Annotated in this window: 15 protein-coding genes; 1 reads left to right on the top strand and 14 read right to left on the bottom strand. The window is 70.8% G+C overall.

What is annotated here, in order from left to right:
• From ACWEN3_RS24150 to pyrR, 14 genes are all read right to left on the bottom strand, one after another.
• Nucleotides 1-201, bottom strand: a 201-nt coding sequence (locus tag ACWEN3_RS24150) for a hypothetical protein (protein WP_452974616.1), incomplete at its 3' end; no start/stop codon positions are given.
• Between the two features lie 346 nt (nt 202-547).
• Nucleotides 548-1756, bottom strand: coding sequence for a methionine adenosyltransferase (metK, locus tag ACWEN3_RS24145; protein ID WP_452974613.1), 1209 nt, complete (start codon nt 1754-1756; stop codon nt 548-550).
• Nucleotides 1757-1993: 237 nt separating this feature from the next.
• Complete coding sequence (gene coaBC / locus ACWEN3_RS24140; protein WP_452974610.1) at nt 1994-3196, bottom strand: bifunctional phosphopantothenoylcysteine decarboxylase/phosphopantothenate--cysteine ligase CoaBC; 1203 nt, start codon at nt 3194-3196, stop codon at nt 1994-1996.
• 111 nt (nt 3197-3307) lie between these two features.
• The gene (gene rpoZ / locus ACWEN3_RS24135; protein WP_005319902.1) at nt 3308-3580 is read right to left on the bottom strand and encodes a DNA-directed RNA polymerase subunit omega; all 273 of its coding nucleotides are present in this window, start codon (nt 3578-3580) and stop codon (nt 3308-3310) included.
• A gap of 52 nt (nt 3581-3632) precedes the next feature.
• Nucleotides 3633-4226 (bottom strand): guanylate kinase, encoded by a 594-nt coding sequence (gene gmk / locus ACWEN3_RS24130; RefSeq protein ID WP_452974607.1) that lies wholly within the window; start codon nt 4224-4226, stop codon nt 3633-3635.
• A gap of 61 nt (nt 4227-4287) precedes the next feature.
• On the bottom strand, nt 4288-4611 hold the full coding sequence (locus ACWEN3_RS24125) for an integration host factor (protein WP_003977346.1): 324 nt from the start codon (nt 4609-4611) through the stop codon (nt 4288-4290).
• A gap of 269 nt (nt 4612-4880) precedes the next feature.
• Nucleotides 4881-5726, bottom strand: a complete 846-nt coding sequence (gene pyrF, locus ACWEN3_RS24120) for an orotidine-5'-phosphate decarboxylase (RefSeq protein WP_452974604.1) — start codon at nt 5724-5726, stop codon at nt 4881-4883.
• A complete protein-coding gene (locus tag ACWEN3_RS24115; protein WP_452974619.1) occupies nt 5723-6829 on the bottom strand; it encodes a quinone-dependent dihydroorotate dehydrogenase in 1107 nt (368 codons plus the stop codon). The genes pyrF and ACWEN3_RS24115 overlap by 4 nt, the downstream gene beginning before the upstream one ends.
• Nucleotides 6830-6915: 86 nt before the next feature.
• Nucleotides 6916-10224, bottom strand: a complete 3309-nt coding sequence (gene carB, locus ACWEN3_RS24110) for a carbamoyl-phosphate synthase large subunit (protein WP_452974601.1) — start codon at nt 10222-10224, stop codon at nt 6916-6918.
• Nucleotides 10217-11359 (bottom strand): glutamine-hydrolyzing carbamoyl-phosphate synthase small subunit, encoded by a 1143-nt coding sequence (gene carA / locus ACWEN3_RS24105; RefSeq protein ID WP_452974598.1) that lies wholly within the window; start codon nt 11357-11359, stop codon nt 10217-10219. The genes carB and carA overlap by 8 nt, the downstream gene beginning before the upstream one ends.
• Nucleotides 11356-11916, bottom strand: coding sequence for a PH-like domain-containing protein (locus tag ACWEN3_RS24100; RefSeq protein ID WP_452974595.1), 561 nt, complete (start codon nt 11914-11916; stop codon nt 11356-11358). The genes carA and ACWEN3_RS24100 overlap by 4 nt, the downstream gene beginning before the upstream one ends.
• Nucleotides 11913-13199: a dihydroorotase gene (locus tag ACWEN3_RS24095; protein ID WP_452974592.1), complete on the bottom strand. Its 1287-nt coding sequence runs from the start codon at nt 13197-13199 to the stop codon at nt 11913-11915. The genes ACWEN3_RS24100 and ACWEN3_RS24095 overlap by 4 nt, the downstream gene beginning before the upstream one ends.
• A 5-nt stretch (nt 13200-13204) precedes the next feature.
• On the bottom strand, nt 13205-14182 hold the full coding sequence (locus ACWEN3_RS24090) for an aspartate carbamoyltransferase catalytic subunit (protein WP_452974589.1): 978 nt from the start codon (nt 14180-14182) through the stop codon (nt 13205-13207).
• A gap of 90 nt (nt 14183-14272) precedes the next feature.
• Nucleotides 14273-14842, bottom strand: a complete 570-nt coding sequence (gene pyrR / locus ACWEN3_RS24085) for a bifunctional pyr operon transcriptional regulator/uracil phosphoribosyltransferase PyrR (protein WP_452974586.1) — start codon at nt 14840-14842, stop codon at nt 14273-14275.
• A gap of 251 nt (nt 14843-15093) precedes the next feature.
• Here pyrR and bldD point away from each other — a divergent pair, with 251 nt between their 5' ends.
• On the top strand, nt 15094-15597 hold the full coding sequence (gene bldD, locus ACWEN3_RS24080; protein WP_020938842.1) for a transcriptional regulator BldD: 504 nt from the start codon (nt 15094-15096) through the stop codon (nt 15595-15597).
• Nucleotides 15598-15728 lie beyond the last annotated feature (131 nt).

The raw sequence follows: 15728 nt of genomic DNA, 5'->3' as shown, positions 1-15728 counted from the left end.
GAGGTGGAGCACGCCCTTGTCGACCAGCACCCGCGCGACCGGCAGCCGCTCCGCGAGCGCGGCGCCCCGCCAGGTCCGCGGCTTGGCCCGGGGCGTCTTCGCCTTGCGCACGCTCTCCCGGATGAGCGCGAGCTGCTCCGGCGGCGCCCCCTCGGCCCCGCCGTCCCCCTCTGTCGGGGGTGCCCCGTTCTCGCTGCTCACGCTTGCATTCTTACCAAACGGCACCGACAACGGCGCCGGACGGCCGGCGCCCGCCCGAGATCACCCCGGCCACGGCCCACGCCTCACGGCGCCTCCGCCTTCGGCCACTCGGCCATACCGCTCCGCTCGCGGACCGGCAGCAGGATTCGAACCTGCGAGGGTTTCCACCCAGAAGTATCCGCGGCCCTCGCACCGGGCGGGCACCGGCGGCCTCAAGCGTAGGAACCACCCCTCCGCCCCCGCCAGTCAATTCGGTGGGACCGGGCCGGCGCCCGCCGGCTGCTCCGGGACACGCCGAGGCCCGGCCCCCGTGGGGAGCCGGGCCTCGGGAGCGGGACGGCGGGGCCTACAGGCCCACGGCGGCGCGCAGGGCGTCGACGCGGTCCGTGCGCTCCCAGGTGAAGTCGGGCAGCTCGCGGCCGAAGTGGCCGTAGGCGGCGGTCTGGGCGTAGATCGGGCGGAGCAGGTCGAGGTCGCGGATGATCGCGGCCGGACGGAGGTCGAAGACCTCGTCGATGGCCTTCTCGATCCTCTCGACGTCGACCTTGGCGGTGCCGAAGGTCTCGACGAAGAGGCCGACGGGCTCGGCCTTGCCGATCGCGTACGCGACCTGGACCTCGCAGCGGGAGGCCAGGCCGGCCGCCACGACGTTCTTGGCGACCCAGCGCATCGCGTACGCGGCCGAGCGGTCCACCTTGGACGGGTCCTTGCCGGAGAAGGCGCCGCCACCGTGGCGGGCCATGCCGCCGTAGGTGTCGATGATGATCTTGCGGCCGGTCAGGCCGGCGTCGCCCATCGGGCCGCCGATCTCGAAGCGGCCGGTCGGGTTGACCAGCAGCCGGTAGCCCTCGGTGTCCAGCTTGATGCCCTCGTCCAGGAGCGCCTTCAGCTCCGGCTCCACGACGAACTCGCGGATGTCGGGGGCCAGCAGCGACTCCAGGTCGATGTCCGAGGCGTGCTGGGAGGAGACCACGACCGTGTCGAGGCGGACGGCCTTGTCGCCGTCGTACTCGATGGTGACCTGCGTCTTGCCGTCGGGGCGCAGGTAGGGGATGGTGCCGTTCTTGCGGACCTCGGAGAGGCGCTTGGACAGGCGGTGCGCCAGGAAGATCGGCAGCGGCATCAGGGTCGGCGTCTCGTCGGACGCGTAGCCGAACATCAGGCCCTGGTCGCCCGCGCCCTGCCGGTCCAGCTCGTCCTCGTCGCCCTCGACCCGGGACTCGTACGCGGTGTCGACGCCCTGCGCGATGTCCGGGGACTGCGCGCCGATGGACACCGAGACGCCGCAGGAGGCGCCGTCGAAGCCCTTCTTGGAGGAGTCGTAGCCGATCTCCAGGATCTTGCTGCGGACGAGGGTCGCGATGTCCGCGTAAGCCTTGGTCGTCACCTCGCCGGCCACGTGCACCAGGCCGGTGGTGATGAGCGTCTCCACGGCGACCCGGGAGGTCGGGTCCTCGCGCAGGAGCGCGTCGAGAATGGTGTCGCTGATCTGGTCAGCGATCTTGTCGGGGTGACCCTCGGTCACGGACTCCGAGGTGAACAGGCGACGGGACACAACGCTCCCTGTGGTTGCAGCGGCTGCTGGCTGATCATTTGCGGTCGACACGGGGCTGCGCCCGGCGTCGACCGTGAACAGTTTATCGGTCGCACTCGGCCGATGGGCCACCGTCTCGCCTCTCGGGAGCGCTGTGACCTGCGGCACGGGCATTCTGCACAATGCCGAGTGACCTTGGCCAGGGTCGCCACACCCGTTTTCCGCGTGTCGTGGACCTGACGTCCGGCCCGCCGGGCGTCAGCCCAGCCGCGGGACGACCAGATCCCAGACGATCTCGGCCAGGGCCTCCTTGGGCCCGTACGGCACCGGGGTCTCGGTGCCGTCGGCGCCCAGCACGACCGCCTCGTTCTCCTCGGAGCCGAAGGTCTTGCGCTCCCCCACCTCGTTGACCACGAGCAGGTCGCAGCCCTTGCGGGCGAGCTTGGCGCGGCCGTTGGCGAGGACGTCGTCGGTCTCGGCGGCGAAGCCGACGATCACCTGTCCGGCCCTGGCCCGATCGGCGGAGACCTCCGCGAGGATGTCCGGATTCCGCACCAGGACGATGGGGTCGGGCTCCTTGTCGTCCTTCTTCTTGATCTTGCCGGTGGCGTAGGCCGCCGGGCGGAAGTCGGCGACGGCGGCGGCCATGACGACGGCGTCGGCCTCCGCCGAGGCCTTCAGCACGGCCTCGCGCAGCTGGACGGCGGTCCCGACCTGGACGACGTCCACGCCCGCCGGGTCGGGCAGGCCGGTGTTGGCCGCGATCAGCGTCACCCGGGCGCCGCGGGCGGCTGCCGTGCGGGCGAGGGCGTAGCCCTGCTTGCCGGAGGAGCGGTTGCCGAGGAAGCGCACGGGGTCGAGGGGCTCGCGGGTGCCGCCCGCGGAGACGACCACGTGCCGGCCCCGGAGATCGGGCTCGGCGACGCCCCGGGCCAGCACCCGGCGGCAGACCTCGAAGATCTCCCCCGGGTCGGGCAGCCGGCCCTTGCCGGTGTCGACGCCGGTGAGGCGGCCGACGGCGGGCTCGACGACGACGGCGCCCCGGCGGCGCAGCGTGGCCACGTTCTCCTGGGTGGCGGGGTGCTCCCACATCTCCGTGTGCATCGCCGGGGCGAAGACCACGGGGCAGCGGGCCGTCAGGAGGGTGTTGGTCAGCAGGTCGTCGGCGAGGCCGTGGGCGGCCTTGGCGAGCATGTCGGCCGTCGCCGGGGCCACCACCACGAGGTCGGCGTGCTGGCCGATGCGGACGTGCGGGACCTCGTGGACGTCGTCCCAGACCTCGGTGGCGACCGGGTTGCCGGACAGGGCGGACCAGGTGGCGGCGCCGACGAAGTGCAGCGCCGAGGCCGTGGGCACCACGCGCACGTCGTGGCCCGACTCCGTGAACCTTCTCAGCAGCTCACAGGCCTTGTACGCGGCGATGCCGCCGCTGACGCCCAGAACGACCCTCGGCTTGTCCACCGTCTCTCCCCGGCTCGAACGTACGGGACCATCACACACCACAGGCCCGGCAGTCCGACTGCCGGGCCTGTGGATAAGTCAACCGCAATCTGAAAGTACTATCGCGCGGTGCTACTGGGCGGGGCCCTCGATGGCCTCGGAGGTCAGCAGACCTGCGTTGATCTCGCGCAGGGCGATCGAGAGCGGCTTCTCGTGGACGTGGGTGTCGACGAGCGGACCGACGTACTCGAGGAGGCCCTCGCCGAGCTGCGAGTAGTACGCGTTGATCTGGCGGGCACGCTTGGCCGCGTAGATCACGAGGCTGTACTTCGAGTCGGTGGCCTCGAGAAGCTCGTCGATCGGCGGGTTGATGATGCCCTCGGGCGCGGTGATGGAAGAGGACACGCTCTACCTTCCGATGGGTGGGAAAGAATCATTCATGATCACACACTCGTGATCACACAACGTCCATCAAGGCTAGCAGCTCGCGGGCCACGTCCTCGACGGAGGTGTTGACCAAGGTCTCGTCGAACTCCGGCTCGGCCGCCAGCTCGGTCCTGGCCGCCTCCAGGCGGCGCTCGATGACCTCGGGCGGCTCGGTCCCCCGGCCGGTGAGCCTGCGCACCAGCTCCTCCCAGGAGGGCGGGGCCAGGAACACCAGCTGCGCGTCGGACATGGACTCACGGACCTGCCGGGCGCCCTGGAGGTCGATCTCCAGCAGGACCGGCTCGCCGTTCTCCAGCCGCTCCAGCACGGCCGCGCGGGGCGTGCCGTAGCGGTTGCCGGCGAACTCGGCCCACTCCAGCAGCTCGCCGTTGGCGATCAGCTTGTCCATCTCCTCGTCGGTGACGAAGAAGTAGTGGACTCCGTGCTGCTCGCCGGGGCGCGGCGTACGGGTGGTCGCCGACACCGAGAGCCAGACCTCGGGGTGTTCCTTGCGCATATGAGCGACGACCGTGCTCTTGCCGACCCCCGAGGGGCCGGAGAGCACGGTCAGCCGCGGACGTACGTCCGGGGGCTCGGGGGTCGTCCCCCGGAATGTTGCAGCCATGCAGCGATTATTCCAGCAATCCCGGAGTGCCCGGGACTCCCGGTCCGGCGAAGGTCCGGACTCAGGAGCCGGTGCTGCCGAACTCACGCTCCAGGGAGGCGATCTGGTTGGAGCCGAGACCCCGCACACGGCGGCTCTCGGAGATGCCCAGACGCTCCATGATCTGCTTGGCGCGGACCTTGCCCACGCCCGGCAGGGACTCGAGCAGTGCGGAGACCTTCATCTTGCCGATGACGTCGTTCTCCTGGCCCTGCTTGATGACCTCGTGCAGGGAGGCGCCGGAGTGCTTGAGTCGATTCTTGACCTCGGCCCGCTCCCGGCGAGCCGCGGCGGCCTTTTCGAGCGCGGCTGCGCGCTGTTCAGGGGTAAGGGGCGGAAGAGCCACGCCTACGTCACCTCGGATGTCGAACTGTCGGATACGGACCGGTGAGGAACCTAGTCGCCCCACACCTGGGGAGCTACGAGCAACACGCTTCGCCCGTTCACTCTGCTCGGAGACTAGCGGTCAAGTCCGCCAGAGTCAGCGAGAACAGCGGAAAAGTCCTGGTCAGCCTCCGCCAGGCCGGACATTTCAGACATACTGCCCTCGATTTGAGGATGTATTCACACTCAAGTCGCCGACCGGGCCGCTCACCCGGGCACCCGTCGGGGCCGTCAGGCACCGGCCACGGCCGCCCGGATCTCCTCCGCGAAGCGCTCGGCCGCCCCGCGCAGCGCCCCGACGTCGGGACCGTGCCGCAGGACGCCCCGGCTGACGTTGGGCACGACGTTGCGCACGGCCGGCCCGAAGACCGCCGGGAGGTCGGCCGGGGTCGCGCCCTGGGCGCCGATGCCGGGCGCGAGCAGCGGGCCGTTGATCGCGAGGTCGTACGAGGACAGGTCCCCGAGCGTGGCGCCGACGACCGCGCCGAAGGAGCCCAGCGGCTCCTCCCCCGCGTTCTCCACCGCCAGGTGGGCCAGCATGGTCGCCCCCACGGTCCGGCCGTCGGCGCGGATCGCGTGCTGCACCTCGTGGCCCTCGGGGTTCGAGGTCAGCGCCAGCACGAACAGGCCCGCGCCGCTCTCCCGGGCCAGGGCGACGGCCGGGCTGAGCGAGCCGTAGCCGAGGTACGGCGAGACGGTCAGGGCGTCGGAGAACAGCGGGGCGTCCTTGTGCAGGAACGCCTCGGCGTAGGCGGCCATGGTCGAGCCGATGTCGCCGCGCTTGGCGTCCATCACGACCAGCGCGCCGGCCTGGCGCGCCTCCTGGACCGACCGCTCCAGGACGGCCAGACCGCGTGAGCCGAACCGCTCGAAGAAGGCGCTCTGCGGCTTCAGGACGGCCACTCGGCCGGCCATCGCCTCGACGACCGTGCGGCTGAACCGCTCCAGGCCGGCCACGTCGTCGTTCAGGCCCCACTCGGCGAGCAGGGAGGCGTGCGGGTCGATGCCGACGCACAGCGGGCCGCGCTCGTCCATGGCACGGCGCAGCCGGGCGCCGAAGGGCTCCATCGGGGTCATGCGGGCTTCCTCACGTCGGCGCCGACCGCGTCGGCGAGGGTGGCGTACGGGCTGGTGCGCAGGCGGGCGGCGAGGCCCTTGTGAATCGCGCGGCACCAGAAGGGGCCCTCGTAGACGAAGGCGCTGTACCCCTGGACCAGCGTGGCACCGGCCAGGATGCGCTGCCAGGCGTCCTCGGCGGTCTCGATGCCGCCGACCCCGACCAGGGTGATCCGGTCGCCCACGCGCGCGTACAGGCGGCGCAGGACCTCCAGGGAACGCGCCTTCAGCGGTGCGCCGGACAGGCCTCCGGTCTCCTTCACCAGGTCCTGCCCGGACCTCAGGCCGAGGCCCTCGCGCGCGATGGTGGTGTTGGTCGCGATGATGCCGTCCAGGCCCAGCTCGACGGCCAGGTCGGCGACCGCGTCGATGTCCTCGTCGGCGAGGTCCGGGGCGATCTTCACCAGGAGCGGGACGCGCCGGTTCGCGACCGTGCGGTCGGCGGCCTCGCGCACGGCGCTCAGCAGCGGCCGCAGATGGTCGACGGCCTGCAGGTTGCGCAGGCCGGGCGTGTTCGGCGAGGAGACGTTCACGACCAGGTAGTCGGCGTACGCGGCGAGGCGCTCGGCCGACTTCACGTAGTCGCCGACGGCATCCGCCTCGGGGACGACCTTGGTCTTGCCGATGTTGACGCCCACGACGGTCCGGAAGACCGGCTGGCGCGTGGCCAGGCGGGCCGCCACGGCCAGCGAGCCGTCGTTGTTGAAGCCCATGCGGTTGATCAGCGCGCGGTCCGCCACGAGCCGGAACAGCCGCTTCTTGGGGTTGCCGGGCTGCGGCTCCCCGGTGACCGTGCCGATCTCGACGTGGTCGAAGCCCAGCATGGACATGCCGTCGATGGCGACGGCGTTCTTGTCGAAGCCGGCCGCGAGCCCGAAGGGGCCGTGCATGCGCAGCCCGAGGGCCTCGGTGCGCAGCTCCTTGTGGCGGGGCGCGAGGGCGGCCGCGACGAAGGTGCGCAGGACGGGGACGCGGGCGGCGAGGCGGATCCAGCGGAAGGCCAGGTAGTGGGCCTGCTCGGGATCCATCCGGGTGAAAACCAGACGGAAGAACAGCTTGTACATCTTCGGAAAGTCCTCTGGTGTCCTCATGAAGATCTGGTGTCCTCATGAAGAGGGGGACACCGTTTCCGGTGTCCCCCTCGGGGCTGCTAGTCGCGGGCCGCGGTCAGGTGTTCCGCGTGTTCCTGGAGCGAGCGGACGCCCACGTCGCCGTGGTTGAGCGCGTCGATGCCCTGGACCGCCGCGGCGAGCGCCTGGACGGTCGTCAGGCACGGGACCGAGCGGGCCACGGCCGCCGTACGGATGTCGTAGCCGTCGAGGCGGCCGCCGGTGCCGTACGGGGTGTTGACGATGAGGTCGACCTCGCCGTCGTGGATGAGCTGGACGATGGTCTTCTCGCCGTTCGGGCCGGTGCCCTCGGACTGCTTGCGCACGACGGTGGCGTTGATGCCGTTGCGCTTGAGGACCTCGGCGGTGCCGGAGGTGGCGAGCAGCTCGAAGCCGTGGGCGACCAGCTCCCGCGCCGGGAAGATCATCGACCGCTTGTCGCGGTTGGCGACCGAGATGAACGCGCGGCCCTTGGTGGGCAGCGGGCCGTAGGCACCGGCCTGCGACTTGGCGTACGCCGTGCCGAAGACCGAGTCGATGCCCATGACCTCGCCGGTGGAGCGCATCTCCGGGCCGAGGACGGTGTCCACGCCGCGGCCCTGGATGTCGCGGAAGCGCGACCACGGCATCACGGCCTCCTTGACGGAGATCGGCGCGTCCAGCGGCAGCTCACCGCCGTCGCCGTGCCTGGGCAGCAGGCCCTCGGCGCGCAGCTCGGCGACGGTCGCGCCGAGCGAGATCCGGGCGGCGGCCTTGGCCAGCGGCACCGCGGTCGCCTTGGAGGTGAAGGGGACCGTACGGGAGGCGCGCGGGTTGGCCTCCAGGACGTAGAGGATGTCGCCGGCCATCGCGAACTGGATGTTGATCAGACCGCGCACGCCGACGCCCTTGGCGATGGCCTCGGTGGAGGCGCGCAGCCGCTTGATGTCGAAGCCGCCGAGGGTGATCGGAGGCAGGGCGCACGCCGAGTCGCCGGAGTGGATGCCGGCCTCCTCGATGTGCTCCATCACGCCGCCGAGGTACAGCTCCTCGCCGTCGTAGAGCGCGTCGACGTCGATCTCGATGGCGTCGTCCAGGAAGCGGTCGACGAGGACCGGCCGGGAGGGGCTGATCTCGGTCGACTCGGCGATGTAGCTGGCGAGGCGGGTCTCGTCGTAGACGATCTCCATGCCACGCCCGCCGAGGACGTACGAGGGCCGGACCAGGACCGGGTAGCCGATCTCGTCGGCGATGGCCTTGGCCTCCTCGAAGGTGGTGGCCGTGCCGTGCTTGGGGGCGGGCAGGCCCGCCTCGGCGAGGACACGGCCGAAGGCGCCGCGGTCCTCGGCCGCGTGGATCGCCTCGGGGGACGTGCCCACGATCGGCACGCCGTTGTCCTTCAGGGCCTGCGAGAGGCCCAGCGGGGTCTGGCCGCCGAGCTGGACGATCACGCCCGCGACGGGACCGGCGAGGGACTCCGCGTGGACGATCTCCAGCACGTCCTCAAGCGTCAGCGGCTCGAAGTACAGACGGTCGGAGGTGTCGTAGTCGGTGGAGACGGTCTCCGGGTTGCAGTTGACCATCACGGTCTCGTACCCGGCGTCCGACAGCGCGAAGGAGGCGTGCACGCAGGAGTAGTCGAACTCGATGCCCTGGCCGATGCGGTTCGGGCCGGAGCCCAGGATGATCACCGCGGGCTTCTCGCGCCGCGCGACCTCGGTCTCCTCGTCGTAGGCGGAGTAGAAGTACGGCGTCCTCGCGGCGAACTCGGCGGCGCAGGTGTCGACCGTCTTGTAGACCGGGCGGATGCCGAGCGCGTGCCGGACCTCGCGTACGACGTCCTCGCGCAGGCCGCGGATCTCGCCGATCTGCTGGTCGGAGAAGCCGTGCCGCTTGGCCTCGGCGAGCAGGTCGGCGGTCAGCTCGGGGGCCTCGGCCAGCTCGTCGGCGATCTCCTTGATCAGGAAGAGCTGGTCGACGAACCACGGGTCGATCTTCGTGTACTCGAAGACCTCCTCCGGCGTGGCGCCCGCGCGGATGGCCCGCATGACCGTGTTGATCCGGCCGTCGGTGGGCCGCACGGCCTCGTGCAGCAGCGCTGCCTTGTCGCCGGGCTCGCCGACGAAGGTGAACTGGCTGCCCTTCTTCTCCAGGGAGCGCAGCGCCTTCTGGAAGGCCTCGGGGAAGTTGCGGCCGATGGCCATGGCCTCGCCGACCGACTTCATGGTGGTGGTCAGCGTGGAGTCGGCCTGCGGGAACTTCTCGAAGGCGAAGCGCGGGGCCTTGACGACCACGTAGTCGAGCGTGGGCTCGAAGGAGGCCGGGGTCTCCTGGGTGATGTCGTTCGGGATCTCGTCCAGCGTGTAGCCGACGGCCAGCTTGGCGGCGATCTTGGCGATCGGGAAGCCGGTCGCCTTGGAGGCGAGCGCCGAGGAACGCGACACGCGCGGGTTCATCTCGATGACGATCACGCGGCCGTCCTCGGGGTTCACCGCGAACTGGATGTTGCAGCCGCCGGTGTCGACGCCGACCTCGCGGATGACGGCGATGCCGATGTCGCGCAGGACCTGGTACTCGCGGTCGGTCAGCGTCATCGAGGGCGCGACGGTGATCGAGTCACCGGTGTGCACGCCCATGGGGTCGAAGTTCTCGATGGAGCAGACGACCACGACGTTGTCGTGCTTGTCGCGCATCAGCTCCAGCTCGTACTCCTTCCAGCCGAGGATGGACTCCTCCAGGAGCACCTCGGTGGTGGGCGACAGGGTGAGGCCCTGGCCGGCGATGCGGCGCAGCTCCTCCTCGTCGTGCGCGAAGCCGGAGCCAGCGCCGCCCATGGTGAACGAGGGGCGCACGACGACCGGGTAGCCGCCGAGGGTCTCGACGCCCTTGAGGACGTCGTCCATGGAGTGGCAGATCACCGAGCGGGCGGACTCGCCGTGCCCGGTCTTGCGGCGGACCTCCTCCACGACCGCCTTGAACTGCTCGCGGTCCTCGCCCTTGTGGATCGCCTCGGGCTTGGCGCCGATCAGCTCGACGCCGTACTTGGCCAGGACACCGTTCTCGTGCAGCGAGATGGCGGTGTTCAGGGCCGTCTGGCCGCCCAGGGTCGGCAGCAGGGCGTCGGGGCGCTCCTTGGCGATGATCTTCTCGACGAACTCGGGGGTGATCGGCTCGACGTAGGTGGCGTCGGCGATCTCCGGGTCGGTCATGATCGTCGCCGGGTTGGAGTTGACGAGGACCACGCGCAGGCCCTCGGCCTTGAGCACCCGGCACGCCTGGGTGCCGGAGTAGTCGAACTCGGCGGCCTGACCGATGACGATCGGGCCGGAGCCGATGACCAGGACGGACTGGATATCGGTGCGCTTAGGCACGCTGGCCCTCCATCAGGGAGACGAAGCGGTCGAACAGGTAGGCGGCGTCGTGCGGACCGGCTGCCGCTTCGGGGTGGTACTGGACGGAGAAGGCGGGCTGGTCGAGCAGCTGGAGCCCCTCCACGACGTTGTCGTTCAGGCAGACGTGCGAGACCTCGGCGCGGCCGAACTTGGTCTCGCTGACCTTGTCGAGCGGCGCGTCCACGGCGAAGCCGTGGTTGTGCGCGGTGACCTCGACCTTGCCGGTCGTACGGTCCTGGACCGGCTGGTTGATGCCGCGGTGGCCGTACTTCAGCTTGTAGGTGCCGAAGCCGAGGGCGCGGCCGAGGATCTGGTTGCCGAAGCAGATGCCGAACAGCGGCGTCCTGCGCTCCAGGACGGACGACATCAGGGCGACCGGGCCGTCGGCGGTCGCGGGGTCGCCGGGGCCGTTGGAGAAGAACACACCGTCCGGGTTGACGGCGTAGACCTCGTCGGCCGTGGCGGTCGCGGGCAGCACGTGCACCTCGATGCCGCGCTCGGCCATGCGGTGCGGGGTCATGCCCTTGATGCCGAGGTCGATCGCGGCGACCGTGAAGCGCTTCTCGCCGACGGCCGGGACGACGTACGCCTCCTTGGTCGCGACCTCCTCGTAGAGGCTCGCGCCCTTCATGTGGGGCTGGGCCTGCACGCGCGCGAGGAGCTCGCTCTCGGGGGCGACGGCCTCGCCGGAGAAGATGCCGGCGCGCATCGAGCCGCGCTCGCGCAGGTGGCGGGTGAGTGCGCGGGTGTCGATGCCGGAGATGCCGACCACGCCCTGCCGCTCCAGCTCGTCGTCCAGGGAGCGCCTGGCGCGCCAGTTGGACGGCACGCGCGCGGGGTCGCGCACGACGTAGCCGGAGACCCAGATGCGGCCGGACTCGTCGTCCTCGTCGTTCCAGCCGGTGTTGCCGATCTGCGGGGCGGTGGCGACGACGATCTGGCGGTCGTACGACGGGTCGGTGAGGGTCTCCTGGTAGCCGGTCATACCGGTGGAGAACACGGCCTCGCCGAAGGTCTCCCCCACGGCCCCGTAGGCGCGGCCGCGGAAGGTGCGGCCGTCCTCCAGGACGAGTACGGCGGGAGCCTTGGCAGCTCCCCTGGTGGAGGTCGTCATCGTGCGCCTTCCGTGTCGTTGGTCATCTGGTTCAGGGTGTCGACCCACTCGGCGTGCTCGGCCGCGTGGTCGGAGCGGAAGCCGGAGTCGATCAGCTTGCCGCCGTGCTCCCAGGTCACCACCAGCAGGCCGCCCTCGGTGAGGACCTTGCCGGCGATGCCCTTGTCGAGCCGGGCCCCGCGCAGTGCGGCGGCGGGGACGAAGAAGTCGCTCGCGCCGGGGCGCTCGACCTCCAGGCCCTCGTCCGTCAGGGTGAGCTCGGCCAGGCTGCGGGCGCCGAGGCCGTGGGCCACGATCCGGTCCAGCCACTGCCCGGCGGTGGTGGAGCCGTGGTAGCGGCCGCTCATGCTCAGTCTCACCGGGCCGGTCTCGTCCGGCGCGGCGGGCAGCTCCGGGAGGTCGCTCTGGAGGGTGCCGCGCCATTTCCAGCCCTCGCGCATCAGCCAGTAGACGAGCGCGATGAAGAGCAGGATTCCGACGAGCCAGCCGATGCGGGCCGGCCAGTCGGTGACCGTGGCCGACCTCTTGGCCTCGGCCAGCAGGATTACAGGTGTCACGTGAGCTTCCCGTCGACGAGCGTGGCCTTGCCCCGCAGCCACGTGTGTGTCACACGGCCCGGCAGCTCACGACCCTCGTAGGGGGTGTTGCGGCTGCGCGAGGCGAAGCCCGCGGGGTCCACCTGGCCACGGTATGCCGTGTCGACCAGGATGAGGTTGGCGGGCTCACCGGCCGAGACGGGACGGCCGTGCCCGGTGGCCTGTCCGATCTGCGCGGGCTTGGCGGACATCCGGTCGGCGACGCCGGCCCAGTCCAGCAGGCCCGTTTCGACCATGGTCTCCTGCACCACCGACAACGCGGTCTCCAGGCCGACCATGCCCATGGCGGCCGCGGCCCACTCGCAGTCCTTGTCCTCGTGCGGGTGCGGGGCGTGGTCGGTGGCGACGATGTCGATCGTGCCGTCGGCGAGCGCCTCGCGCAGGGCCATGACGTCGCGCTCGGTGCGCAGCGGCGGGTTGACCTTGTAGACCGGGTTGTAGGTGCGCACCAGCTCGTCGGTGAGGAGCAGGTGGTGGGGGGTGACCTCGGCGGTGACGCGGATGCCGCGGGACTTGGCCCAGCGGACGATCTCGACCGAGCCGGCGGTCGACAGGTGGCAGATGTGGACGCGGGAGCCGACGTGCTCGGCGAGCAGGACGTCCCGGGCGATGATCGACTCCTCGGCGACGGCCGGCCAGCCGCCCAGGCCCAGCTCGGCGGAGACGACGCCCTCGTTCATCTGGGCGCCCTCGGTCAGGCGCGGCTCCTGGGCGTGCTGGGCGACGACACCACCGAAGGCCTTCACGTACTCCAGCGCGCGGCGCATGATCACCGCGTCGTCCACGCACTTGCCGTCGTCGGAGAAGACGGTGACCCCGGCGGCCGACTCGTGCATGGCGCCCAGTTCGGCGAGCTTCCTGCCCTCCAGGCCGACGGTGACGGCGCCGATGGGCTGCACGTCGCAGTAGCCGTGCTCCTTGCCGAGCCGCCAGACCTGCTCCACGACACCGGCGGTGTCGGCGACGGGGAAGGTGTTGGCCATGGCGAAGACGGCGGTGTAGCCGCCGGTCGCCGCCGCGCGCGTGCCGGTCAGCACGGTCTCGGAGTCCTCGCGGCCCGGCTCGCGCAGATGGGTGTGCAGGTCGACCAGGCCCGGCAGCAGCACCTTGCCGTCCGCCTCGACGACCTCGGCGCCCTCGGCGGCCAGACCGGTGCCCACCTCGGCGATGGTCTCGCCGTCGATCAGCACGTCCTGCGGTTCGCCCCCGAGCACCTTCGCACCACGGATCAGGATCTTGCTCATGGGTCTTACTTCTCCTCGGTACGAGAGTGGGTGACGGCGGGCTCGTTGCCACCGAGCAGCAGGTACAGGACGGCCATCCGGATGGAGACTCCGTTGGCGACCTGCTCGACGGCGGTGCAGCGGTCGGAGTCGGCGACCTCGGCGGTGATCTCCATGCCGCGCACCATGGGGCCGGGGTGCATCACGATGGAGTGCTCGGGCAGCTTGGCCATGCGGTCGCCGTCGAGGCCGTAGCGCCGGGAGTACTCGCGCTCGGTCGGGAAGAAGGCGGCGTTCATCCGCTCGCGCTGGACGCGGAGCATCATCACGGCGTCGCACTTGGGCAGCGTGCTGTCGAGGTCGTACGACACCGCGCAGGGCCAGGACTCGACGCCGACCGGGAGCAGGGTGGGCGGGGCGACCAGGGTGACCTCGGCGCCGAGGGTGTGCAGCAGGTCGACGTTGGAACGGGCGACCCGGCTGTGCAGGACGTCGCCGACGATGGTGATGCGCCGGCCGGACAGGTCCTGGCCGAGGCCCGCGTCCCGGCCGACCAGGCGGCGGCGCATGGTGAAGGCGTCGAGCAGCGCCTGGGTGGGGTGCTGGTGGGTGCCGTCGCCGGCGTTGATGACGGCGGCGTCGATCCAGCCGGAGTTGGCCAGCCGATAGGGGGCGCCGGAGGCGCCGTGCCGGATGACGACGGCGTCGACGCCCATCGCCTCCAGGGTCTGGGCGGTGTCCTTCAGGGACTCGCCCTTGGACACGCTCGACCCCTTGGCGGTGAAGTTGATGACGTCCGCGGAGAGGCGCTTCTCGGCGGCCTCGAAAGAGATGCGGGTGCGCGTGGAGTCCTCGAAGAAGAGGTTGACGATCGTGCGGCCGCGCAGGGTCGGCAGCTTCTTGATCGGCCGGTCGGCGACCCGGGCCATCTCCTCGGCGGTGTCGAGGATCAGGACGGCGTCGTCGCGGGTGAGGTCGGCGGCCGAGATGAGATGACGCTGCATCTGTCAGGCTCCGTAAGGCAGTTCAGTCGGGAGAATTGGGGCAAACCGGCACGCGCGCGGGCGCGCCTGAGCGGCCCTGCGCCGGGCTTGCTACTGGTCGGCCTTGACACCGAGCAGCACGGTGTCGCGACCGTCCTCCTCGGCGAGCTGGACCTTGACCGTCTCCCGCAGCGACGTGGGGAGGTTCTTGCCGACGTAGTCGGCACGGATGGGGAGTTCGCGGTGGCCGCGGTCGACCAGCACCGCGAGCTGGACCGCGCGCGGGCGCCCGATGTCGTTCAGGGCGTCGAGGGCGGCGCGGATGGTGCGGCCGGAGAAGAGCACGTCGTCGACGAGGACGACCAGGCGGCCGTCGATGCCGTCACCGGGGATCTCGGTGCGGGCGAGCGCGCGCGGCGGGTGCATGCGCAGGTCGTCGCGGTACATGGTGATGTCGAGCGAGCCGACCGGGATCTTGCGGTCGGTGATCTGCTCCAGCTTGGCGGCGAGCCGCTGGGCGAGGAAGACACCCCGGGTGGGGATGCCGAGGAGCACCACGTCGTCGGCGCCCTTGGCGCGCTCGACGATCTCGTGGGCGATACGGGTCAGCACCCGTGCGATGTCGGGGCCCTCGAGAACGGGCCGCGCATCGGACGCTTGCAGGTTCGCGTGCGTGTCCATACGAAACGGACCTCCTTCTCCGCCTCACGGGACGGACCTTAAAGGACGTCGGATTTGCGCCATCCACGGTAGCAGGTCAACGGGGCGGCCCCGATCACCCCCATGGAGTAGTGGACCATCACCAGCACGGAAGAGTCGGCGTGGACCATTCGGCTTGACGCAAGAGAGTCACGCTGCGTAACCTCACAGTGAGTTACCAGCCGCGCGGCGGGAAAACAGCCGCCGCGTCGACACAGTGTCCGGGGAGCTATATGTCCAGCGAATACGCCAAACAGCTCGGGGCCAAGCTCCGGGCCATCCGCACCCAGCAGGGCCTTTCCCTCCACGGTGTCGAGGAGAAGTCCCAGGGGCGCTGGAAGGCCGTGGTGGTCGGTTCGTACGAGCGCGGCGACCGTGCCGTGACCGTGCAGCGTCTTGCCGAGCTGGCCGATTTCTATGGCGTTCCGGTCCAGGAGCTCCTGCCGGGCACCACGCCGGGCGGGGCCGCCGAGCCGCCGCCGAAGCTGGTCCTCGACCTGGAGCGGCTGGCCACCGTGCCGGCCGAGAAGGCGGGCCCCCTGCAGCGCTACGCGGCGACGATCCAGTCCCAGCGTGGTGACTACAACGGCAAGGTGCTCTCGATCCGCCAGGACGACCTGCGCACACTCGCCGTCATCTACGACCAGTCCCCCTCGGTCCTCACCGAGCAGCTGATCAGCTGGGGCGTTCTGGACGCGGACGCGCGCCGCGCGGTGGCGACCCACGAAGACGCCTGATCGCCTTCGGCCGACTCAGCAGAAACGTGCCGCCGGGTGGCGAAGCTGCCGGTGACCGCGCCGTGGACGCAGAAGACGGCGGCGACGGCGAAGCGCGCGCGTCACAGCCGCTCGGTGCTGAAGACGGTCTC

Source organism: Streptomyces sp. NPDC004561 (assembly GCF_053602155.1).
This window is presented reverse-complemented; position numbering and strand designations above follow the sequence as displayed.